Source organism: Dinoroseobacter sp. PD6, assembly GCF_028807315.1.
GTDB classification, from domain to species: domain Bacteria; phylum Pseudomonadota; class Alphaproteobacteria; order Rhodobacterales; family Rhodobacteraceae; genus Dinoroseobacter; species Dinoroseobacter shibae.
Map to the genome: position 1 here is coordinate 202,230 of NZ_JARAMN010000004.1, position 22,179 is coordinate 224,408.

Below are 22,179 nucleotides of genomic sequence, written 5' to 3' on the forward strand. Positions count from 1 at the left end.
GGCGTTTAAGGGTGCTGTGGTCCGGGATCAGTCCGCGGTCAGAAGCGGGGGCTTCTTGCTGGAGATCCGGGGTGCGCCGATCGGCGCGATCTGCAGATCGATCTTGCCGTCCTTCACGCCGACCTTGACGATGCCGCCCTTGGCCAGCTTGCCGAAGAGCAACTCTTCCGCCAGCGGCTTCTTGATCTGCTCCTGGATCACGCGGCCCAGGGGGCGGGCGCCCATCTTGTCGTCGTAACCCATGTCGCCGAGCAGCGTCGCCGCTTCCTCGCTCAGCTCGATGGTGACGTTGCGGTCCAGCAGTTGTGCTTCGAGTTGGAGCACGAACTTTTCGACGACCTGCATGATGATCTCCTTGCCGAGCGGCGCGAAGCTGATCACTGCGTCCAGGCGGTTGCGGAACTCGGGCGTGAAGGTCCGCTCGATCGCGGCGGTATCCTCGCCCTCGCGCCGGTCGCGCCCGAAGCCGATGGCGGCCTTGGCCTGTTCCGCGGCCCCCGCGTTGGAGGTCATGATCAGGATCACGTTACGGAAATCCACGGTCCGCCCGTTATGGTCGGTGAGCGTGCCGTGATCCATCACCTGCAGCAGGATGTTGTAGACATCCGGGTGCGCCTTCTCGATCTCGTCGAGCAGGAGCACGCAATGGGGGTGCTGGTCGACCCCGTCGGTCAGAAGACCGCCCTGGTCGAACCCGACATAGCCCGGAGGTGCACCGATCAGGCGCGAAACCGCGTGTTTCTCCATGTATTCCGACATGTCGAACCGCAAAAGCTCCACCCCCAGCGTGCTGGAGAGCTGTTTGGCCACCTCGGTCTTGCCGACACCCGTGGGGCCCGCGAAGAGGTAGTTGCCGATGGGCTTTTCCGGCTCGCGCAGGCCCGCGCGGGCCAGCTTGATCGCGGAGCTGAGCGCCTCGATCGCATTGTCCTGGCCGAAGACCACGCGCTTGAGCGAGACCTCGAGATCCTTCAGCACCTCCGCATCGTCCTTGGAGACGTTTTTCGGCGGGATGCGGGCGATCTTGGCCACCACGGCCTCGATTTCCTTGGCGCCGATGGTCTTGCGGCGCTTGGATTCGGCCACCAGGTGCTGCGCGGCCCCGGCCTCGTCGATCACGTCGATGGCCTTGTCCGGCAGTTTCCGGTCGTTGATGTAACGCGCCGACAGCTCCACCGCGGTCTTGATTGCGTCGGAGGTGTACTTGATCGCATGGTGATCCTCGAAATAGGGCTTGAGGCCCTTGAGGATCTTCACCGTGTCCTCGACCGAGGGCTCGGTCACGTCGATCTTCTGGAACCGGCGGCTCAGCGCGCGATCCTTCTCGAAATGCTGACGGAACTCCTTGTAGGTGGTCGAGCCCATGCAGCGCAACTTGCCGCCCTGCAACGCGGGCTTGAGCAGGTTGGAGGCGTCCATCGCCCCGCCGGATGTTGCCCCGGCCCCGATCACCGTGTGGATCTCGTCGATGAAGAGTACCGCGTCCGGGTGGTCTTCAAGTTCGGTAACAACGGCCTTCAACCGCTCTTCGAAATCGCCACGATAGCGGGTGCCCGCCAGCAGCGCCCCCATGTCCAGACTGTAGATTGTGGCACCGCGCAGCACCTCGGGCGTTTCGCCCTGCACGATCTTGCGCGCCAGGCCCTCGGCGATGGCGGTCTTTCCCACGCCGGGATCGCCCACCAGAAGAGGGTTGTTCTTGCGCCGACGGCACAACACCTGGATACAGCGCTCCACCTCGCTGTCGCGCCCGATAAGCGGGTCGACGTCACCCTTGCGCGACTTGGCGTTCAGGTCCACGCAGTACTTGGCAAGCGCGGACTCCTTCTCGTCCCCGCCCTGATCGGTGCTGGCGCTGGCCTCTTCTTCCATGTCCGACGCGCCCGACACGGGCCGGGATTCGCCGAAACTGGGGTTCTTGGCCACGCCATGGGCGATGAAATTCACCGCGTCATAACGGGTCATGTCCTGCTCCTGCAGGAAATAGGCGGCATTGGACTCGCGCTCCGCGAAGATCGCGACCAGCACGTTGGCGCCGGTCACTTCCTGGCGGCCCGAGGACTGCACATGGATCGCGGCGCGCTGGATCACCCGCTGGAACGCAGCGGTGGGCACGGCTTCGGATCCCTCAACATCCGTGGCGAGTGTTGCGAGATCTTCCTCGATGAAGGCCTCGAGGGTCTGGCGCAGGGCGTCCAGGTCGACATTGCAGGCTTTCATGACCTTGGCCGCGTCCGGCTCGTCGATCAGCGCCAAAAGCAGATGCTCAAGCGTCGCCAGTTCATGACGACGCGCATTGGCCTGGGCGAGCGCGGTGTGGATGGCCTGTTCTAGCGTATTCGAAAACGAAGGCACCGGGGGCTCCTTTCACTGGGGCCGGGACGCGAGGGAGGACGTCACAACCATTTCCCTTATAGGTTAAACTTCGGTGTTCTTCGGCGCGCTTCAAGGCTTTTTTCAGCAAAGCGGGTCCGCGCGGGCGATAAGGGCATCTGACCAAAGGCCAATTCTCGTCATTCGGCGGGTCGGAAAAACGCGGCAAGGGCTCCAAAAGCAGCGCTTAGCGTTGGAAATCCTTCGTTTTGCGCGCGGTGTGCGGGGGCGGGCCGGTTGCGCGGCCGGCAGATGGAGATAAACCAGTCCGCACGATGTGCCTAAAAATTGTGCAGAATTTGAGCGCGCCACCCTGCATCGCGTTCCAGCGCGCGACACTTCGCACGCAGCGCACGCGCGGGCGTGGGTTTTCGCAACGCAGCCCAGAGTGTACATATTGTGTAGTGGCGCTGCGGCGTCGGACGGGCCGAACCCCTTGTGCGATCAACTGAAAGTGCGCCTGTGCATCTCGACGTTCTGGATTTGCGGCAATTCTATTATCGCACCCGTCTCGGCCGCGTGGCGCAGGGGGCGATCCGCGATGCGTTGCTGTATCACTGGCCCGATGCCGAGGGGCAGACCGTGGTCGGCTTCGGCTTCGCCGTGCCGCTGTTGCGACCCTACCTGACCGCTGCGCGGCGCGTGATCGGGCTGATGCCCGGGCCGCAGGGGGTGATGCATTGGCCGGCGGGAATGCCGAATATCTCGGTTCTGTGCGACGAACGCTCCTGGCCGCTTGAGACCGGCGGCGTGGACAAACTGGTGCTGCTGCATGGGCTGGAGACGTCCGAGACCCCCACGGATCTGCTGGAGGAATGCTGGCGGGTGCTGTCTCCGGGCGGGCGGGCGATGTTCATCGTGCCCAATCGCGCGGGGCTCTGGGCGCGCAAGGACGGCACGCCGTTCGGGTATGGCCGCCCCTACAGTCTCGGGCAACTTGAGGCGCAACTGACCAAGCACGGATTTGTCAACGAACGCCACGCCAGCGCGCTCTTCACCCCGCCGAGCGAGAAGCGTTTCTGGCTGCGATCCACGCGGATGGTCGAGAAAACCGGGCAGAACCTGTCGGCGGTGCTGGGCGGGGGGGTGTTCCTGGTGGAGGTGTCCAAGCAGGTGTTCGAGCCGCTGAAAGCCGACCGGTCCAAGGGACTGCGGCGGCCGTTGCGGGTGCTGGAGGGGATCCCGGCGCCGGGCGCGAAACCGGTCTGACGCACCCGTCGCGGGTCGGCGCAGCCGATTCACCCTTGCGGCGCTAACATGCCCGCCGGTTTCGGCAATACCAAAGCTTCAAAGTGTCGCGCTCGGCGGGCGTATTCCTCAGGGCCTGTATAATAAGGTGCTCCGGCGGGGTGATCCGGAGCACCATGCCTGTTGCGGCACCCATACGCGTCTGCTAAATCCGCCGAGAATTTCTCGAATTTGCGATTTCGTAAGTTCTCTAGCTGCTTGCTCCGATACCTCCATCCGGAGCGGCACAGACAGCGGAAGGGTGGACGTGTCAGACTCAGCTTCGATCTCCTCCGGTATCGCTGATCGTTATGCGACGGCGATCTTTGAACTGGCCAAGGAAGAAAACAACATCGGTGCGCTGGAGGCAGGGGCCGACCTGCTGGATGCGGCCCTCAAGGAGAGCGCAGAGTTCCGCGACCTGATCTCGTCACCGGTCTACAGCCGCGACGAGCAGGCCGGTGCCATCGGCGCGATCGCCAAGAAGCTCGAACTGGCCCCCATGCTGACCAACGCGCTGGCGCTGATGGCGTCCAAGCGCCGCCTGTTCGTGCTGCCGCAACTGGTGGCGAGCCTGCGCGCGCTCATCGCCGAGGAAAAGGGCGAGATGACCGCGGACGTGATCTCGGCCCAGCCCCTGAGCAAGGCGAACCTGGACGAGCTGACCAAGGTACTCAGTGCGTCCGCCGATAAAACCGTCAAAGTTAATGCGACCGTCGATAACAGCCTTATCGGCGGTCTTGTCGTCAAGATGGGCTCGAAGATGATCGACACGTCGATCCGCGCGAAGCTCAATGCACTCCAGAATACTATGAAAGAGGTCGGGTAAATGGGAATCCAAGCTGCCGAAATCTCTGCGATCCTCAAGGAGCAGATCAAGAACTTTGGCCAGGAAGCCGAAGTCGCCGAGGTGGGCCGCGTGCTCAGCGTCGGCGACGGGATTGCACGGGTCCACGGGCTGGACAACGTGCAGGCCGGTGAAATGGTCGAGTTCCCGGGCGGCATCCGCGGGATGGCCCTCAACCTCGAAATCGACAATGTGGGTGTCGTGATCTTCGGCTCGGACCGGGACATCAAGGAAGGCGACATCGTCAAGCGCACCAAGTCCATCGTGGACGTGCCCGTGGGCGACGCGCTGCTGGGCCGGGTCGTGGATGGCCTGGGCAACCCGCTGGACGGCAAGGGCCCGATCGAGACCACCGAGCGCAGCATCGCGGACGTGAAGGCGCCGGGCATCATCCCGCGCAAATCCGTGCATGAGCCGATGGCGACCGGCCTGAAATCCGTCGACGCCATGATCCCGATCGGGCGCGGCCAGCGCGAGCTGATCATCGGCGACCGCCAGACCGGCAAGACCGCCGTGGCGCTCGACACGATCCTGAACCAGAAGGCCTATAACGACGCCGCCGGCGACGACGAGAGCAAGAAGCTCTACTGCGTCTACGTGGCCATCGGCCAGAAGCGCTCCACCGTGGCGCAGCTGGTCAAGAAGCTCGAGGAAACTGGTGCCATCGAATACTCCATCGTCGTGGCCGCCACCGCCTCCGACCCGGCGCCGATGCAGTTCCTCGCACCCTATGCCGCGACCTCCATGGCGGAATTCTTCCGCGACAATGGCCGCCACGCGCTCATCATCTACGATGATCTATCCAAACAGGCCGTGTCCTATCGCCAGATGTCGCTGCTGCTGCGCCGCCCGCCGGGCCGCGAGGCATACCCGGGTGACGTGTTCTACCTCCACTCCCGCCTGCTGGAGCGGTCGGCGAAGCTGGGCGACGATCACGGCAACGGGTCGCTGACGGCGCTGCCGATCATCGAAACGCAAGGCGGCGACGTGTCGGCCTTTATCCCGACCAACGTGATCTCGATCACCGATGGCCAGATCTTCCTGGAAACCGAGCTGTTCTACCAAGGCATCCGCCCGGCCGTGAACACCGGTCTGTCGGTGTCGCGCGTGGGCTCCTCGGCCCAGACCAACGCGATGAAATCCGTCGCTGGCCCGGTGAAGCTGGAACTGGCGCAGTACCGCGAAATGGCGGCCTTTGCGCAGTTCGGCTCCGACCTCGACGCCGCCACCCAGCAGCTGCTGAACCGTGGTGCGCGCCTGACCGAGCTGATGAAGCAGCCGCAATACTCGCCGCTGACCAATGCCGAGATCGTCTGCGTGATCTTCGCCGGCACCAAGGGCTACCTCGACAAGATCCCCGTGGGGGACGTGGGCCGTTACGAGAAGGGCCTGCTGGCGCACCTGCGCGGCAAGCACAAGGGCCTGCTGGACTACATCACCAAGGAAGATCCCAAGATCAAGGGTGAGGCCGAAGACAAGATCCGCGCAGCGCTCGACGAATTCGCCGCGACCTTCGCGTAAGGGTTCCTGAGCATGCCAAATCTCAAGGACCTCAAAAACCGGATCGAGAGTGTCAAAAGCACACGCAAGATCACGAAGGCCATGCAGATGGTGGCCGCCGCGAAACTGCGGCGGGCGCAGGACGCGGCCGAGGCCTCGCGCCCCTACACGGAACGGTTCAACGCCGTTCTCGCGGGGCTCGCGGCATCGGTCGGTGACAGTGACTCGGGACCCAGGCTGCTTGTGGGCACCGGCAGCGATCAGACCCACCTGCTGGTGGTGATGACGGCGGAGCGGGGCCTCTGCGGCGGCTTCAACTCGTCCATCGCCAAGCTGGCGCGCGTCCATGCCGAGAAGCTGGTCGCCCAAGGCAAGACGGTCAAGATCCTGACCGTGGGCAAGAAGGGCCGCGAACAGCTCAAGCGCGACCTGAGCAAGCATTTCATCGGCCATGTGGACCTGTCGGAGGTCAAACGCGTGTCCTATGACAATGCCGCCGACATCGCCGCCGATGTGCTGGGCCGCTTCGACGCGGGCGAGTTCGACGTGGCGACGATCTTCTTCAACCGCTTCCAGTCGGTGATCAGCCAGATCCCGACCGCGCAGCAGATCATCCCGGCCTCGTTCGAAGGGGGCGCGGACACGGACGCCACGCTCTACGACTACGAGCCTTCCGAAGAGGCCATCCTGGCCGACCTGCTGCCGCGCGGCGTGGCGACACAAATCTTCGCGGCGCTGCTGGAGAACGGGGCGTCCGAGCAGGGCGCGCGCATGTCCGCAATGGACAACGCGACCCGGAACGCGGGCGACATGATCGAGCGGCTGACGATCGAGTACAACCGTTCCCGCCAGGCCGTCATCACCAACGAGCTTATCGAAATCATTTCGGGCGCCGAGGCGCTCTAGAGAACCGGAGACACACCATGGCAAACGCAAAAGGCAAGGTGACCCAGGTCATTGGCGCCGTTGTGGACGTGCAGTTCGAGGATACCCTGCCGGAGATCCTGAACGCGCTGAACACCGAGAACAACGGCAAGAAACTGGTTCTGGAAGTGGCCCAGCACTTGGGCGAGAACACCGTGCGGACCATCGCGATGGACGCGACCGAGGGTCTCGTGCGCGGCGCGGAAGTGACCGACACCGGCGGCCCGATCACCATCCCCGTGGGCAACGCGACCCTGGGCCGCATCATGAACGTCATCGGTGAGCCGATCGACGAGAAGGGCCCGGTCGAGGCTTCGGAAAGCCGTGCGATCCACCAGCCCGCCCCCGAGTTCAGCGAACAGTCCACCGGGTCCGAGATCCTCGTGACCGGCATCAAGGTGATCGACCTGCTGGCGCCCTATTCCAAGGGCGGCAAGATCGGCCTCTTCGGCGGTGCCGGCGTGGGCAAGACGGTTCTCATCATGGAGCTGATCAACAACATCGCCAAGGTGCACTCGGGCTATTCCGTGTTCGCCGGGGTGGGCGAGCGGACCCGTGAGGGCAACGACCTCTACCACGAGATGATCGAATCCAACGTGATCAAGCCCGACAACCTGTCCGAAAGCCAGGTGGCCCTGGTCTATGGTCAGATGAACGAGCCTCCGGGGGCCCGCGCCCGGGTGGCACTGACCGGCCTGACCCTGGCCGAGCAGTTCCGCGACCAGTCCGGCACGGACGTGCTGTTCTTCGTGGACAACATCTTCCGCTTCACCCAGGCAGGCTCCGAAGTGTCGGCCCTTCTGGGGCGTATCCCCTCGGCCGTGGGCTACCAGCCGACGCTGGCCACGGACATGGGCGCGATGCAGGAACGCATCACCTCGACCAAGGGCGGCTCGATCACCTCGATCCAGGCCGTGTACGTGCCCGCGGACGACTTGACCGACCCGGCGCCCGCCACGACCTTCGCCCACCTGGACGCCACGACCGTTCTGTCGCGCGCGATCTCCGAGCTGGGCATCTACCCCGCGGTGGACCCGCTCGACAGCTCCAGCCGGATCCTCGATCCGGGCATCGTCGGCGAAGAGCATTACCAGGTGGCCCGCGACGTGCAGGGGATCCTGCAGCGCTACAAGTCGCTCCAGGACATCATCGCGATCCTCGGCATGGACGAGCTGAGCGAAGAGGACAAGCTGACCGTGGCCCGCGCCCGGAAGATCCAGCGCTTCCTCAGCCAGCCGTTCGACGTGGCGAAGGTCTTCACCGGCTCCGACGGGGTGCAGGTGCCGATCGAGGACACCATCAGCTCGTTCAAGGCGGTTGTCGCCGGTGAATACGACCACCTGCCCGAAGGGGCGTTCTACATGGTGGGCGGCATCGACGAAGTGATCGCCAAGGCCGAGCGCATGGCCGCGGACGCGGCCTAAGAGGGTATCATGGCAAACACCCTGCAATTCGATCTCGTCAGCCCCGAGCGGAGCCTTGCTTCGCTCGAGGTGACCGAGGTCCAGATCCCTGCGGCCGATGGGGATATGACGGCGATGGCCGATCATGCGCCGACCATCACGACCCTGCGCCCGGGCATCCTGACGGCCGTCGGGCCGTCGGGGCGCGAGAGCTTCGCGGTCACCGGCGGCTTTGCCGAGATCAGCGCCGAGGGCACCACGGTTCTGGCCGAGCGGGCCTATCCCGCCGGGGCCGATGCCCGTGCCGCGCTCGAAGAGCATCTCGAAGCGGCGCGCGCCAAGGCGAGCGAAGCGCAAGGCGAGCATAAGGACGTGGCCGAGAAGCTGGTCGACGACATGGTCAAGCTGCTCGCCGACATGGTCTGAGCCCCCAAGACAGCAAGATGACAGGGCCCCGCTTCGGCGGGGCTTTTTCTTGTTCTTCCCCGTCGGTCTTGCGAAAAGGGCGTCACGGGTGGAGGAGCGTACCAGTATGAAGCGGCTGCGGAACCATTTGATCGGGGTCGATCAGGGCTATGTCTCGCTGTTTTCCGATTTCGAGGACGGGGGCGAGATGTGGACGGGCGAGGGACAGCGCGAGGTGCGCCGTGCGATCCGGTTTGACGAGCCGTTTCGCACCCGGCCCGTTGTCCATGTGGGCCTCGCCCTGTGGGACATGGATCATGCGTCCAACCAGCGTGCCGATCTGCAAGCCCAGGAGGTGACCGCCACCGGTTTCGACCTGGTGTTCCGGACCTGGGGCGACACGCGCGTCGCGCGCCTGCACGCCACATGGCTTGCCATCGGCGAGCTGGCTTACGAGGATGACTGGATGGTGGACTGACCCGCCGGGTCAGCTGGCGTTGGCGTACATGCCCTCATAGATCGGATGAAGCGTGTCCGTGTCGAACAGGGATGACACACTCGTCCCGTTCCAGATGTTCAGGATCGCCTGGGCAAAGACCGGCGCCGTGGGCACGATGCGGATGTTGGGTGCGGCCTTCACCGCGTCCGTGGCGCCGATGGAGTCGGTGATCACCAGGCTCTTCATGTTCGACTTCGTGATCCGCTCCACCGCGGGGCCCGAGAGCACGCCGTGGGTGATGTAGGAATGCACCTCCGACGCCCCCTCGGAGATCAGCAGGTCCGCCGCCTTGCACAGGGTTCCGGCCGTGTCGCAGATGTCATCCACGATGATGCAGGTCTGGCCCTCCACCTCGCCGATCACGGTCATCTCCTCGACCACGCCCGGCTGCGACCGGCGCTTGTCCACGATCGCGAGGCCACACCCGATCCTCTGGGCCAGCTCCCGCGCGCGGGCCACGCCGCCCACGTCCGGCGAGACCACCGTGACGTTGTCCAGCCGGCCTGCGAAATTGTGCATCACGTCCAGCGCGAAGATCGGCGCCGCATAGAGGTTGTCCACGGGGATGTCGAAGAAACCCTGGATCTGGGCCGCGTGCAGGTCCATGGTCAGCACCCGCTCGATCCCCGCCTCGACCATCATGTTCGCCACCAGCTTGGCGGTGATCGGGGTGCGGGCCTTGGTGCGCCGGTCCTGCCGTGCATAGCCGAAATAGGGGATGATCGCCGTGATCCGCGCCGCCGAGGACCGCCGCAGCGCGTCGCACATGATCAGCAGCTCCATCAGGTTGTCATTGGCCGGGTTCGAGGTCGACTGGATGATGAACATGTCCTCGCCGCGCACGTTCTCGAACACTTCGACGAATATCTCGCCGTCGTTGAACCGCTCGACCCGCGCATCCACCAGCCCCACGGTCATGCCGCGATAGGCCGACATGCGGCGCGAAATGGCATGTGCGAGTTCCTGGTTTGCATTGCCCGAGATGATTTTCGGAGAGATTTGTGCAGGCATCTGGTCTTTGTCCTTTGCGGGCCACTTTGCCGGGGACTCACCTTGCGGCGGAGTTGACACCGCTTACCACTGCCATACGGTCTTGCCTAGGCGGGCGGGGCGGCTGTCCCGCGCCGGGGGCAAAAGGGAACTACATGGCACAGCTCGACTACTATTTCGCGACAATCTCGCCGTTCACCTACCTGACCGGAGAACGGGTCGAAAAGATCGCGGCAAATCACGGCCTGACGGTCGTCTACAAGCCCCTCGACATCATGGCGCTCTTCGGGCGCACGGGCGGTGTGCCGCCCAAGGACCGCCACCCCTCGCGGCAGGAATACCGCCTGCAGGAACTGGCCCGCCAATCGAAGAAAACCGGCCTACCCCTGAACCTCAAGCCCGCCCATTGGCCGACCAATCCCGCGCCCAGCTCCTACGCGATCATTGCGGCGCAGGCCGCGGGTGGCGGCGATGTGGGCAAGCTCGTCAACGCCCTGACCGCCGCCTGCTGGGCCGGGGAGAAGGACATCGCCCAGGACGATGTGATCAGAGACTGCCTGTCGCAGGCCGGGTTCGACCCGAGCCTTGCGGACAGCGGGCTGCTCAGCGGGGCGGAGGCCTATGCCCGGAACCTCGAAGACGCGGTCGCCCGCGGCGTGTTCGGCGCACCCTTCTTCATCACCGAGGACGATCAGCGTTTCTGGGGCCAGGACCGGCTCGATGATCTGGAGGCGCATCTCGACGGGCGCCTCTGATGCCCGCCACCCGGCTGGCCGGCACCTGGACCCATTGGGACGAGGGCGGGGCCGGGCAGAACACCCTGTTTCTCCATTGCGCGCTGGCCCAGGGGGCGGCCTGGCGGCCCCTGCGCGCCGCCCTGCCGCACAGGCACCATATCGCGCCCGATCTGCCCGGCCATGGCCAGTCGGGCCCTTGGGACGATGCGCAGGAGCCCACCGATCAGGCACTGGCGATGGCCGCGGCGCTGCTCGACCATCGGCCCGGTCCGGTGGACGTGATCGGGCACAGCCTCGGCGCGGTCATCGCCCTGCGCCTTGCGCTGGCACGGCCCGACAGGCTGCGCACGCTGGTTCTGATCGAACCGGTCTTTTTCGCCGCCGCCCGCGTGCATGCGCCCGCGGTCTTCGCCGCCTTCGCCGCCGACACCGAGGCGGAAAGCGCCGCCTTCGCGCGCGGGGACTGGCCGCGCGCCGCACGGCTTTTCTACGACCGCTGGAGCGGACCTGATGCCTGGCAAAACCTGTCACTGATGCAGCGCGCCCGCATGATCGCCCAGATCCCGCTGATCCCGCGCACCGAGCCCGCGTTGGTGCAGGATATCCACGCTATCCTCCCGCGCCTGGCGGAGGTGGCCTGCCCCTGTCTCGTGCTGGCCGGGGACCGCTCGCCGCCCATCATCCCGGCGATCCAGCAGGCGCTGGTGGCCCATCTGCCCGATGGGATGGCGCAGGTGATCGAAGGGGCGGGGCACATGCTGCCCCTGACCCATCCGGGGGCTGTCGCGGCCGCGATCGAGCGTCTGCCGCCCGGCGCTCAGGCCCCGGCGTCGTCCGGGTCGATCAGGTAATCCTCAAGCTCGTCTTCGGCGACCTCGAACTCGGGCACGGCCCAGCCCGCGACGGAGATCCCCGCCTCCCGCACGCTTTCGGCCCGCCCCGAGATCAACGGATGCCATGTCTTCAACCGCTGCCCCTCGTAGAGCAACCGATAGGCACAGGTCTCCGGCATCCAGTAGGCGATCTGGTCGAGGTTTTCCGGCGTCAGCACCACGCAATCCGGCACGAATTGCTTGCGCAGCTCGTACTGCCCGCAGCGGCAGGTGTCGGTGTCCAGCAACCGGCAGCTGACCCGGGTAAAGGCGACCTCGGCGGTGTCCGCGTCCTCCAGCTTCAGCAGGCAGCACCGGCCGCAGCCGTCGCACAGCGCCTCCCACTCCGCCGTTGTCATCTCGGCCAGCGGCACGGTTTCCCAGAACCTCGGCCGCAGGGTTTCCTTGGCCGGGCGCCTGGCCTTGCGGCGTCTCACGCGGCGGCCTCGATCCGGGCGAGGATGTCGCGCGCCTTGGCGCAGTCCGCGTCCATCTGCGCGATCAGCGCGTCGAGCCCGTCGAAATTGGCCTCTGGCCGCAGGAAGGAGACCAGCGCGACCGACAATTGCGCACCGTACAGGTCGCCCTTGAAGTCGAACAGGAAGGTTTCGATGTTCGGAACCGCGCCGCCGAACATCGGACGCACCCCCATGGAGGCTGCCCCGTGGTAATGGCCCGCATGGGGGCCGTCGAGCACATCGACCAGCACCGCGTAGACCCCGAATTTCGGCGGGTGCAGTCCTGCGATGGACATGTTGGCGGTGGGATAGCCGAGGGTGCGTCCGCGCTTCTCCCCATGCTCCACCGGTCCGTCGATCCGGTGCCAGTGGCCCAGCATCCGGGCGGCATCCTCGGGCCGGCCCTCGGCCAGCGCCGTGCGGATCGAGGTGGACGAGACCACGAGGCTGTTGTCCTGCAAGAGATCGGCGATGGTCACACCAAACCCCATTTCGGCCCCGAAGCTGCGCAGGTTCTCGGCCGTGCCCTTGCGCCCCTTGCCGAAACAGAAATCCGCGCCCACGATAACGTGCCGCAGCCCGAGCGCGTCCACGAGAATGCACTGCGCGAAGTCCCGCGGCGTCAGCCCGGCAAGGGAGGCATCGAAGGGCAACTGGTACAGGATGTCGACATCCAGCTTTTCCAGCCGATGCGCCTTGGCGGTCTCGGACATCAATCGGAAGGGGGGGGCCTCCGGGGCGAAATACTCACGCGGATGCGGCTCGAAGGTCATCACGCCCACGGGCGCGTCCAGCGTTTGCGCGATCTCGCGGGTGCGGGTCAGGATGCTCTGGTGGCCCAGGTGAACCCCGTCGAAATTGCCGATGGCAGCACAGGCCCCCCGATCCTCGGGGCGCACATACTCGGCGTCGCGCACAATCCTCATCATGGGGCTGAGGTAGCCCGCGTGCGCTCAGGGCGCAAGCACTGGTCGTGGGTCAGTCGAACTTCCGGCTCGGCGCGATCACCAGGGCCTCGCCCTTCAGGACCACCTTGTCGTCCACGTAGCATTTGGTCTCCAGCGAGACCCGACGCTTGGGGAAGTTGATGTCGGTCACGGTCACTTCGGTGAACACCATGTCGCCGGGCCGCACGGGCCCCATGAACTTCAACGACTGGCCGAGATAGACCGTGCCGTGCCCCGGCAGCTGCTCCCCGATCACGGCGGAGATCAGGCTGGCGGTCAGCATGCCATGGGCGATGCGGCCTTCGAACCGGGTGTCCTGGGCGTATTCTTCGTCCAGGTGGACCGGATTGCGGTCCGTCGAGACCTCCGCGAACATCTCGATATCGCGATCGGAGATGATCTTGCGCAGGGACCGGGTCATGCCGATCTCGATGTCTTCGATGCAGATTGTACCGCGTGGCGTGTTGTCCAACATCTGTCTCTCCAGTTCCTTTGAGGCGGATATAGGCCAGAATCGAACTTTCTGCAACTGCATTGGCAAGATTGCGACGATTTTTGTGCGGATCTTGAAATAAAGTTACTCGCCCGATTGCGGTTATCTCAGTTTCGCAATGGCGTAGGTGGGGGTGACCTGGCTCCGGGCGAGGAAGGCTGCGAGCTTGTCGGGATCGGGCTGGTCGGTGGTGCCGGTCTCGGCGGCGGCCAACCCGCCGGTGATGAAGAGCGAGTCGATATCCTCGCCCTGGGCGCCCTGGATATCCGTGGCGATGCCGTCCCCGATGGCCAGGATACGGTCATTGGCCGGGACGGGGCCAAGCTCGGCCAGCCGCGCGCGGGCGAGGTCGTAGATCGGCGGATGGGGCTTGCCCAAATAGAGGCTCTCGCCCCCCATCTCGGTATAAAGCTGCGCCAGCGCACCTGCGCACCATTCCCGCCGCGCGCCGCGATCGACCACGATATCGGGGTTGGCGCAGAGCAGTTTCATCCGCTTCTGCTTGGCATAGAGGAAGTCCGCGCGGTTCACCGACGGGTCGGCGGTGGGGTCGAAAGGTCCTGTGCAAACAATGCCTTCGGCCTCCTGCAGGGGCACCTGGGTGATCGTGACCGGATCTTCGATGAGGGCGAGCGGCTCGAAGAAGCGCTGGTCGTGATCCTCGCCCATGAAATAGACCTTCTCGCCCACCACGCCGCGGAACATGGCGGCCCGCGCGCTGTCGCCGGAGGTGGCGATGGTATGCCAGCAATCCTCAGGCACGCCGATGCTGGCAAGCTGCTGCTCGACCCCGGCGCGGGGGCGCGGGGAGTTCGTCAGGAGCAGGACGGTGCCGCCGCCGCGCTTGAACCCGCGCAGGGCGGCGATGGCCTCGGGAAAGGGGGTGATGCCGTCATGGACGCAGCCCCAGAGGTCCACGAAGAGCGCGTCATACTGGGCGGCGATGTCGGCGAGAGAGGCGATCAGGCGGGTCATGGGGCGTCCTTTTCGAGCGAAAATTCAGGCGTCGGAGGCGGTGCGGCCCCCCGTCGGACAGGTGTCGGACATCTGTCGGACTTTTGTCGGGCATCTCCGCGCGGTGCAAGCGGGATTGCGCAACGGGGCGGCTGCGCCCGGCCCGCCGCAGCCGCGCGGGCCTGCCGAGCGGGGCCAAGGCCCTTGCAAGGGCCTTGCAAGGTTTTTCCAAAAACCTTGGTCGCGGCGGCGGCGCGGGGCGCGCGAAAAGGGCGCCCGAAGGCGCCCCTGGGAAGCCCGGGACCGGACCCGGTCAGACCTTGAGGTTCGGGATGATCTGCTTCTTGCGGCTGACCACGCCGGGCAGCACCACGGTGTCGCCCGCGGCTTCGGCGCCGAAGCTCCTGGAGGCCACGTTTCGCACCAGGTCGTTGGGCACCAGCAGGGTCGATTCCTCGTTCAGGATGTCAACCACGAAGAGCAGCACCTGGTCGACCCCGTCCTCGGAGGCGACGGTCGGCATGGTCTCCATCAGGGACGCCTTGCGGTCGAGCACGGTGCCCGGCGAAGTGGTCTCGAGCACCGAGACGCGGAACTTGGTGCCGCCCACCTCGTAGGCCTTGCTGTCCATGCGCAGCAGCTCCGCGTCCGAGAAGGCCGAGACGTCGGACTTGGCGGCGAACATCTCGGCCGCGTAGGACGGGATGTCGATGCCCAGCTCGTCGGCCAGGGCATGGGCGACGGCCTTGTCTTCCTGGGTGGTGGTGGGCGAGCGGAATTCCAGCGTGTCCGACAGGATGCAGGACAGCATCGCGCCCTTGATGGCGGTCGGGGCCTGGGCCATGTCCTTGCCGATCATCTTCCACATGATCGTGGCGGTGCAGGCCACCGGCTCGATCCGGATGTCGATCGGGCCCTTGGTCTCCAGCCCGCCCACGAGCTTGTGGTGGTCGATGATCTGCTGCAGGTCTGCGTCGTTGATGCCCGCGGGCAGCTCGGCGGGGTTGTTGGTGTCGACCACGACCACCGCGTCGCCTTCGGCCACGTCCTCGATGATTGCGGGCTGCTCGAAGCCCCAGCGGTCGAGCATGAAGGCGGCTTCGGTGTTGGGCGTGCCCAGAAGCACGGCTTCGGCCGGGGTGCCTTTGATCTCGCTCAGATACCAGGCCCAGATCAGCGGCGAGCCGGTGGAATCGGTGTCGGGAGATTTGTGGCCGAATACTTTGATCGTCATGGGAAGGATCCGTCTGTCAGGTGTGGTTGCGCGCCTTATAGGAGCGTGTCCGGTGCCTGTCACCACGGCGGGGGGCGGCATTTTGGCCCCCGGGCAGGGCGCGGCGACCCGCGCGGGCCGCGCCCTTGGGGAAAGGTGGCCCGACCGGCCCGGGCGCGGTCAGGCGGCGTCAGAGCCGGTATCGGTGCGGCGTTGGCTGTGGTGGCGGGGCTGCCGGGTGGTCATCAGCATCTCCGCCTTGGCGAAGATCCGGTCGAGGGAGCCGTGATTGGCAGTGCGCAAGGCCGCGGGATCGGGGTCTGCAGCGCCCCGGGTCTGTGCAGAGGGGGCTGCCGGGGTCCGGACCGCGCCGCTGGCATTGGCGAAGGACAGCCGGTCGAGGATCGGGCGCAGGGAATCTGAGTGCGGCAGCGTCAGCATCTGCACATCGGCGCTGATGCGGGCGCGCATGTGTCCCTGGTCATAGGGCGCATCCGTCACGATCCGCCGGGCCATCGCCAGGGTTTCCTCCGGCGCGAGCAGCGCGTCCCGCGGCAGGGCCACCAGCAGGGTGCTGTCGCCATAGCCGCAGGCCAGCTCGGCCTCGGGCCATTCGGATTTCAGCCGCAGATGGATCGCGGCGAGCAGTTGTTTCCTGGTGCGGGCGCTGCGCCAGGGGGCGAGGCCCGACGGCGAGCGCAGGCGCAGGGCCAGGGCCGCGGTGAAGCCGCCATCGTCCCGCGCGCAGGCCTGCACCGCGCAGTCGCGCTGGAACACCTCGGGCGTGGCGAGGCCGTTGTCGGGGTCGTGGTGGACCGACGCGCGCAGCCGGTCTTCGACCAGCACCAGCCGGCGTTCCCGTTCGAGGATGCTGGCCGCGATCGGCATGGCGATCATGTTCACAAGGAAGATCGGCAGGGCGGCGTCGGCCAGGAACAGGGTGCGCGCGGCCTCCGGCAGGATCAGGGCGGCGACCAGGTGTGCGGACATCAGGAGCGCCAGCGACAGCAGGGCGAGGATGCCGCGCCGCTCCGCCCCCTTGGTCTTGCGCGCCCAGTAGATCCCGGCGGCCAGTGCGAGGACCATGCCGAGTGCTCCGGCCCACATGCCGACGCCCCCCACATAGAGCCGGGTCGCCACGGTCACGGCCAGGCAGGCAGCCGCCCCGCGCCAGCCGAGAAACGCCCCGGCCAGGGCGATGGGGATGTTGCGCAGGTCGATCAGCAGACCTTCCATCGGCTCGAACGGGCGCAGCATCTGTGTGATTGCCGAGAGACCGAAGATCGCACCGAGGAACGCCTCGCTCCCCCTGGGGTGGCGCATCATGCGTTTCACGCGGGAATAGGCGAAGCCCAGCACGAAGATCAGCCCGAGGGAGGCGGCGAGATCAATCAGGTTGGTCAGGGTGTAGATCATGGAGCGGGCTTTCGAAATCCGGTTGGATGTATCCTCGGCCCTCAAAGCTAACGCTTCGCTATCAGTTAAAATTGGCCATCTTGATTGAGATCAAGGTCAGGGTTTTGTCCGTCGGGGGGGGGGGTGTCTTTGTGGTTTCCTTCTCGGGACGCGGGCTGGCAGGGTGGGATTGCAGGACGGGTGGGGCAGCGGGATGCGCGAGACCGAGTTGTACGGGCCGATCAAGGCGCTGCTGGAGGCGCAGGGTTACGCGGTGAAGGGCGAGGTGGGCGCGGTGGATATCGTGGCCGTGCGCGGGGACGAGGCGCCGGTGCTGGTGGAGCTGAAGACGGGCTTTGCGCTCGGCCTCTATCATCAGGCGGTGGCGCGGCTGGCGGTCAGCGATCTGGTCTATATCGCCGTGCCCAAGCCCCGGGGGCCCCGGGCGAAGCGGGCGTTGAAGGACAACCGCGCCCTTTGCCGGCGGCTTGGGCTGGGGCTGATCACGGTGCGGGCGGACGGGGCGGTGGAGGTGCAGTGCGATCCGGGCCCTTATGCGCCGCGTCCGTCGAAGGCCAGGCGGGCCAAGCTGCTGCGGGAGTTCGCGCGGCTGGCGGGGGATCCGAACGAGGGAGGGGCCACGCGGCACGGGATCGTGACGGCCTACCGGCAGGATGCGTTGCGGTGTGCCGCGTACCTGGCCGAGCAGGGGGCGTCGCGTGGGCGGGACGTGGCGGCGGCGACCGGGGTGGCGGGGGCCACGAGCCTGATGCGCAACAACCATTACGGCTGGTTCGAACGCCTGGGCGGCGGGGTCTACGGGTTGACCGATGCGGGCCGCGCCGGGCTGACCCATTGGGCCTATAGCTGGGAGGGGTAGGGGGCGGCGAGCGCCCCCTGTCCGGGTCAGGCGCAGGCGCCGCGACAGCCGTCGATGAAGGACGACCCGCCGATCCCGGTGGCGGCGCAGCAGGCCGGGTTACCCGCCACGCAGCACCCCGCGCCGACCGCGACGCCCGCCAGCAGCACCGAGCAGGAAAAGCAGCTCTTTTTCGCGGTCTCGGACCCGCCGGGGTTGGCGAGGCCCATCAGCGGCTGGGCGATCCGGCCCCATTGGACCAGGAGCGCCAGCCGGGCACTGTCCAGGGGCAGCTCGCGCGCGGGGGCGCAGGCCCCGGTCCGGTCGATGGGCAGGTCGAACGCGGCGCCGTCGATCTGCCCGGCGATATGGCCGCGCCCATCCCGGCCTTCGGAGAGGCTCAGCGCGCCGCGCAGACAAAGCGCGCCGCGGGTGATCTCGAACTCGGCGGTCATGTCGTCGGTCTGGCGGGTCACATGGCGTGCCAGTTCGCGCCCCTGGGGATCGAGACCGGTGATCGTGACGCTCGGGCCGGTTTCGTCCACCGCGACCCGGTAGATTGTAATGCCGCTCTCGGCGGTGGTCTCCCGCGGGGCGGGGAGGGTCAGGAGGTCGGCCGACCCCGTGGTGCCGCAGCCGCAGCCGCCCGGTTTGGGCGCGGGGTCGCGCAGCAGGGCCTCGACCGGCAGGCTTTCGATGCGGTCCACGAGCACCTTGGCGCCCCGGGTGACGCGGTACCGGTCGATGGCGCGGCCCTCGTCGCTCCGGCGCAGGGCGGGCTCGCTGCGCACCACACCGTCCCGGGGCAGCCAGACGATGGGGCCGGTGCAGGGGCAGGGGTTGTCCGGGGAATCCTGAACGCAGAGGCACCACAGGATCGGGAAATGCGTCTCCCAGAAGCCGCGGGCGGTGGCCTTGGCATCGCTTTCCTTCAGGGCGATGCCGTGGATGGCGACGGTCGCGGCGTCCTCGACCAGTTGCGCGCGGGCGGTGTCGTAGTCGAGCTGTCGGGGGGTGGGTTGCTTGGTCATGAAACGAGTTCCTTGAAAAGGATTTCGGGCGCCGTCTCGGCACCGGAAATGACTTGAAAAATAGCGGACGAAAAAAGGTCCGCGGTGGCTCAAATAGGGGACAACGGTACCAGCGCGGGCCGGGTCGGTCAAACCCGTGGGCGGTTCTGTGCCGGGCGAGGCCGTGCCCGGGCGGGGCGCTGGCCGGGATGGTCGCCCGCTTGGGGTGTCACGCAGAGCGCGCGGCCTGCCCGGGCTCCATGCACAATTTTGCCCATCGTCCCCGTTGACAGGCTGCTGCGGCGTCTCTAACTACGGCGCGTTAGCACTCGGACGAAGTGAGTGCTAATGGCCCCGCAGGGGGTCAGGGAGAAACACTGAGCGAAGGAGCCTACAGATGGCATTCACACCGCTTCATGACCGTGTTCTGGTCCGTCGCGTCGAAAGCGAAGAAAAAACCGCAGGCGGGCTGATCATCCCCGACAGCGCCAAGGAAAAGCCCGCCGAGGGCCTGGTGATCGCCGTTGGCGCAGGTGCCAAGGATGACGATGGGGACCGGATCCCCATGGACGTCAAGGAAGGCGACAAGATCCTCTTCGGCAAGTGGTCCGGCACCGAGGTGACCGTGGACGGCGAAGAGCTGCTGATCATGAAAGAGAGCGACATTCTCGGGATCATCACCGACGAAGCCGCGGCCAAGGCCGCCTGAACGCCTCGACTGATCACAAACATAGACTCAAGGAGCGAACAACATGGCTGCTAAAGACGTCAAATTCGACATCGACGCCCGCAACCGCATGCTCAAGGGTGTCAACATCCTCGCAGACGCGGTGAAGGTGACCCTGGGCCCCAAGGGCCGCAATGTGGTTCTGGACAAGAGCTTCGGCGCGCCGCGCATCACCAAGGACGGTGTCTCCGTCGCCAAGGAAATCGAACTGGAAGACAAGTTCGAGAACATGGGCGCGCAGATGGTCAAGGAAGTCGCCTCGCGCACCAATGACGAGGCCGGCGACGGCACCACCACCGCGACCGTGCTGGCGCAAGCCATCGTCAAGGAAGGCATGAAGTCGGTTGCCGCGGGCATGAACCCGATGGACCTCAAGCGCGGGATCGACCTGGCGACCTCCAAGGTTGTCGAGGCGATCAAATCCGCCGCCCGTCCCGTGAACGACAGCGCCGAAGTGGCGCAGGTCGGCACCATCTCCGCCAACGGCGAGAGCGAGATCGGCCAGCAGATCGCAGATGCGATGCAGAAGGTCGGCAACGAGGGTGTCATCACCGTCGAGGAGAACAAGGGTCTGGAGACCGAGACCGACGTGGTCGAGGGCATGCAGTTCGACCGTGGCTATCTGAGCCCCTATTTCGTGACCAACCCCGACAAGATGACCACCGAGTTGGAAGACGCGATCATCCTGCTGCACGAGAAGAAGCTCTCGTCGCTGCAGCCGATGGTGCCGCTGCTTGAGTCGGTGATCCAGTCCGGCAAGCCGCTGCTGATCATCGCGGAAGACGTGGAAGGCGAAGCGCTCGCCACCCTCGTGGTCAACAAGCTGCGCGGCGGTCTGAAGATCGCGGCCGTCAAGGCACCGGGCTTCGGCGATCGTCGCAAGGCCATGCTGCAGGACATCGCGATCCTGACCGGTGGCCAGGTGATCTCGGAAGACCTCGGCATGAAGCTCGAGTCCGTGACCATCGACATGCTGGGTTCCGCCAAGCGCGTGTCGATCACCAAGGACGAGACCACCATCGTCGACGGCGCCGGTGCCAAGGCCGAGATCGAAGCCCGCGTGGCCCAGATCCGCAACCAGATCGAGGAGACCACCTCGGATTACGACCGTGAGAAGCTGCAGGAGCGTGTGGCCAAGCTCGCCGGTGGTGTGGCTGTCATCCGTGTCGGCGGCATGACCGAGGTCGAAGTGAAAGAGCGCAAGGACCGTGTGGACGATGCGCTGAACGCGACCCGCGCGGCTGTGCAGGAAGGCATCGTCGTCGGCGGCGGTGTGGCCCTGATCCAGGCGGCCAAGCATCTCGACGGTCTGGAAGGCGCGAACAACGACCAGAACATCGGCATCAACATCGTGCGCAAGGCGCTGGAAGCTCCGCTGCGCCAGATCGCCGAGAACGCAGGTGTCGACGGGTCCGTCGTGGCCGGCAAGATCCGCGAAAGCAGTGACCTGGCCTTCGGGTTCAACGCGCAGACCGAAGAATATGGCGACATGTTCAAGTTCGGCGTGATCGACCCGGCCAAGGTGGTGCGCACCGCGCTGCAGGATGCGGCCTCCATCGCCGGTCTGCTGATCACCACCGAAGCCATGGTGGCCGACAAGCCCGCCAAGGAAGGTGCCGGCGCCGGTGGCGGCATGCCCGACATGGGCGGCATGGGCGGCATGATGTAAGCTGCCGGACATTCCGGATGGAAGGGGCCCTTCGGGGCCCCTTTTTTCATGCGCGCGCCCGATCGGTCCGATCGACGTTTCGGGGCGCGCGCGGAGAAAGCGGCAGTCGCCGGTTTTTTTGCTTTGCGCCCCGTGGGTTTCCCGCGCAAGCTGTGCCGGAGGTGTCACTTTGGTTGAATTCGAGTTGAGAGAAGCGGGTCGGGCGGATGCCTTTGCGATCTCGATCCTGGTGGAGACCAGCTTCGAAGGCTCGCGCGAGGACCGTTTGATCAAGGACTTGCGTGCGGAGGATGCGCTGGGTCTGGAACTGGTCGCCATTGAGCGCGGGCACGTGATCGGCCATGCCGCCTTCCCGAGGCTCTCGCGGCCCGAGGGCTGGTATGCGCTCGCCCCCCTGACGGTGCGGGCGGACCGGCGCCGGATGGGCGTCGGCTCGGCCCTGGTGCGGGTGGGCATCGACCGGTTGCGGCAGGCCGAGGCGCCCGCGCTGCTGGTTCTGGGCGATCCGGACTACTACGAACGATTCGGGTTTTCCCTGGGTGCTGCGGCCAAGCTGCGCAGTGCGTATCCGAAGAACAACCTGATGATGCTGGCCTTCGCGCCGGGGTTGAGCGGGGCCGCGTTCGACGTGGATTACCCGTCGGTCTTTCTGCGCAACTGAGCCCTTGCCCTCGGGC

General features: G+C 66.1%; 22 protein-coding genes. 13 read left to right on the plus strand and 9 right to left on the minus strand.

Annotation, left to right across the window (positions count from 1 at the left end):
- Positions 1–27: 27 nt before the first annotated feature.
- Complete coding sequence (gene clpA / locus PVW48_RS09030; RefSeq protein ID WP_012179600.1) at positions 28–2,355, minus strand: ATP-dependent Clp protease ATP-binding subunit ClpA; 2,328 nt, start codon at positions 2,353–2,355, stop codon at positions 28–30.
- 480 nt (positions 2,356–2,835) lie between these two features.
- Between clpA and PVW48_RS09035 the strand changes: the two genes are divergently transcribed.
- The 7 genes from PVW48_RS09035 (at position 2,836) to PVW48_RS09065 (ending at position 9,157) form a co-directional block, all read left to right on the plus strand.
- Complete coding sequence (locus PVW48_RS09035; RefSeq protein ID WP_274581099.1) at positions 2,836–3,582, plus strand: class I SAM-dependent methyltransferase; 747 nt, start codon at positions 2,836–2,838, stop codon at positions 3,580–3,582.
- A 286-nt stretch (positions 3,583–3,868) separates the two neighbouring features.
- A complete protein-coding gene (locus tag PVW48_RS09040) occupies positions 3,869–4,429 on the plus strand; it encodes a F0F1 ATP synthase subunit delta (RefSeq protein ID WP_274581247.1) in 561 nt (186 codons plus the stop codon).
- Entirely contained in the window at positions 4,430–5,968 is a 1,539-nt protein-coding gene (atpA, locus tag PVW48_RS09045) for a F0F1 ATP synthase subunit alpha (protein WP_274581100.1), read from the plus strand.
- Between the two features lie 12 nt (positions 5,969–5,980).
- Entirely contained in the window at positions 5,981–6,853 is an 873-nt protein-coding gene (locus tag PVW48_RS09050; protein ID WP_274581101.1) for a F0F1 ATP synthase subunit gamma, read from the plus strand.
- A 17-nt stretch (positions 6,854–6,870) separates the two neighbouring features.
- A complete protein-coding gene (atpD, locus tag PVW48_RS09055) occupies positions 6,871–8,295 on the plus strand; it encodes a F0F1 ATP synthase subunit beta (protein ID WP_274581102.1) in 1,425 nt (474 codons plus the stop codon).
- A 9-nt stretch (positions 8,296–8,304) separates the two neighbouring features.
- On the plus strand, positions 8,305–8,700 hold the full coding sequence (locus tag PVW48_RS09060; RefSeq protein WP_012179594.1) for a F0F1 ATP synthase subunit epsilon: 396 nt from the start codon (positions 8,305–8,307) through the stop codon (positions 8,698–8,700).
- Between the two features lie 106 nt (positions 8,701–8,806).
- Positions 8,807–9,157, plus strand: a complete 351-nt coding sequence (locus tag PVW48_RS09065) for an H-type lectin domain-containing protein (RefSeq protein WP_012179593.1) — start codon at positions 8,807–8,809, stop codon at positions 9,155–9,157.
- A gap of 9 nt (positions 9,158–9,166) precedes the next feature.
- Here the strand turns inward: PVW48_RS09065 and PVW48_RS09070 are convergent, their stop codons facing one another.
- On the minus strand, positions 9,167–10,189 hold the full coding sequence (locus PVW48_RS09070) for a ribose-phosphate pyrophosphokinase (protein WP_012179592.1): 1,023 nt from the start codon (positions 10,187–10,189) through the stop codon (positions 9,167–9,169).
- Between the two features lie 134 nt (positions 10,190–10,323).
- Here PVW48_RS09070 and PVW48_RS09075 point away from each other — a divergent pair, with 134 nt between their 5' ends.
- Positions 10,324–10,923, plus strand: a complete 600-nt coding sequence (locus PVW48_RS09075; protein WP_274581103.1) for a 2-hydroxychromene-2-carboxylate isomerase — start codon at positions 10,324–10,326, stop codon at positions 10,921–10,923.
- A complete protein-coding gene (locus tag PVW48_RS09080; RefSeq protein ID WP_274581104.1) occupies positions 10,923–11,756 on the plus strand; it encodes an alpha/beta fold hydrolase in 834 nt (277 codons plus the stop codon). The genes PVW48_RS09075 and PVW48_RS09080 overlap by 1 nt, the downstream gene beginning before the upstream one ends.
- On the opposite strand, the gene PVW48_RS09085 is transcribed toward PVW48_RS09080, so the two are convergent.
- From PVW48_RS09085 to PVW48_RS09110, 6 genes are all read right to left on the minus strand, one after another.
- On the minus strand, positions 11,723–12,136 hold the full coding sequence (locus PVW48_RS09085; RefSeq protein ID WP_157865426.1) for a YcgN family cysteine cluster protein: 414 nt from the start codon (positions 12,134–12,136) through the stop codon (positions 11,723–11,725). The genes PVW48_RS09080 and PVW48_RS09085 overlap by 34 nt on opposite strands.
- A 74-nt stretch (positions 12,137–12,210) precedes the next feature.
- Positions 12,211–13,161, minus strand: coding sequence for a bifunctional riboflavin kinase/FAD synthetase (locus tag PVW48_RS09090; RefSeq protein ID WP_044028948.1), 951 nt, complete (start codon positions 13,159–13,161; stop codon positions 12,211–12,213).
- A gap of 52 nt (positions 13,162–13,213) precedes the next feature.
- The gene (locus PVW48_RS09095; RefSeq protein WP_012179587.1) at positions 13,214–13,657 is read right to left on the minus strand and encodes a MaoC family dehydratase; all 444 of its coding nucleotides are present in this window, start codon (positions 13,655–13,657) and stop codon (positions 13,214–13,216) included.
- 120 nt (positions 13,658–13,777) lie between these two features.
- Complete coding sequence (locus PVW48_RS09100; RefSeq protein WP_274581105.1) at positions 13,778–14,650, minus strand: TIGR01459 family HAD-type hydrolase; 873 nt, start codon at positions 14,648–14,650, stop codon at positions 13,778–13,780.
- Between the two features lie 292 nt (positions 14,651–14,942).
- On the minus strand, positions 14,943–15,863 hold the full coding sequence (locus PVW48_RS09105; RefSeq protein ID WP_274581106.1) for a manganese-dependent inorganic pyrophosphatase: 921 nt from the start codon (positions 15,861–15,863) through the stop codon (positions 14,943–14,945).
- A gap of 159 nt (positions 15,864–16,022) precedes the next feature.
- On the minus strand, positions 16,023–17,258 hold the full coding sequence (locus tag PVW48_RS09110; protein ID WP_274581107.1) for a LytS/YhcK type 5TM receptor domain-containing protein: 1,236 nt from the start codon (positions 17,256–17,258) through the stop codon (positions 16,023–16,025).
- Positions 17,259–17,451: 193 nt separating this feature from the next.
- Here PVW48_RS09110 and PVW48_RS09115 point away from each other — a divergent pair, with 193 nt between their 5' ends.
- Complete coding sequence (locus tag PVW48_RS09115) at positions 17,452–18,117, plus strand: DUF2161 domain-containing phosphodiesterase (protein ID WP_274581108.1); 666 nt, start codon at positions 17,452–17,454, stop codon at positions 18,115–18,117.
- A 26-nt stretch (positions 18,118–18,143) separates the two neighbouring features.
- Here PVW48_RS09115 and PVW48_RS09120 read toward each other — a convergent pair whose 3' ends face one another.
- The gene (locus PVW48_RS09120; RefSeq protein WP_274581109.1) at positions 18,144–19,127 is read right to left on the minus strand and encodes a hypothetical protein; all 984 of its coding nucleotides are present in this window, start codon (positions 19,125–19,127) and stop codon (positions 18,144–18,146) included.
- Positions 19,128–19,503: 376 nt separating this feature from the next.
- Here PVW48_RS09120 and groES point away from each other — a divergent pair, with 376 nt between their 5' ends.
- The 3 genes from groES (at position 19,504) to PVW48_RS09135 (ending at position 22,163) form a co-directional block, all read left to right on the plus strand.
- Positions 19,504–19,815 (plus strand): co-chaperone GroES, encoded by a 312-nt coding sequence (gene groES / locus PVW48_RS09125; protein ID WP_012179581.1) that lies wholly within the window; start codon positions 19,504–19,506, stop codon positions 19,813–19,815.
- A gap of 43 nt (positions 19,816–19,858) precedes the next feature.
- Positions 19,859–21,502, plus strand: coding sequence for a chaperonin GroEL (gene groL / locus PVW48_RS09130; protein WP_012179580.1), 1,644 nt, complete (start codon positions 19,859–19,861; stop codon positions 21,500–21,502).
- 184 nt (positions 21,503–21,686) lie between these two features.
- Entirely contained in the window at positions 21,687–22,163 is a 477-nt protein-coding gene (locus tag PVW48_RS09135; protein ID WP_274581110.1) for a GNAT family N-acetyltransferase, read from the plus strand.
- The last annotated feature ends 16 nt before the right edge of the window (positions 22,164–22,179 follow it).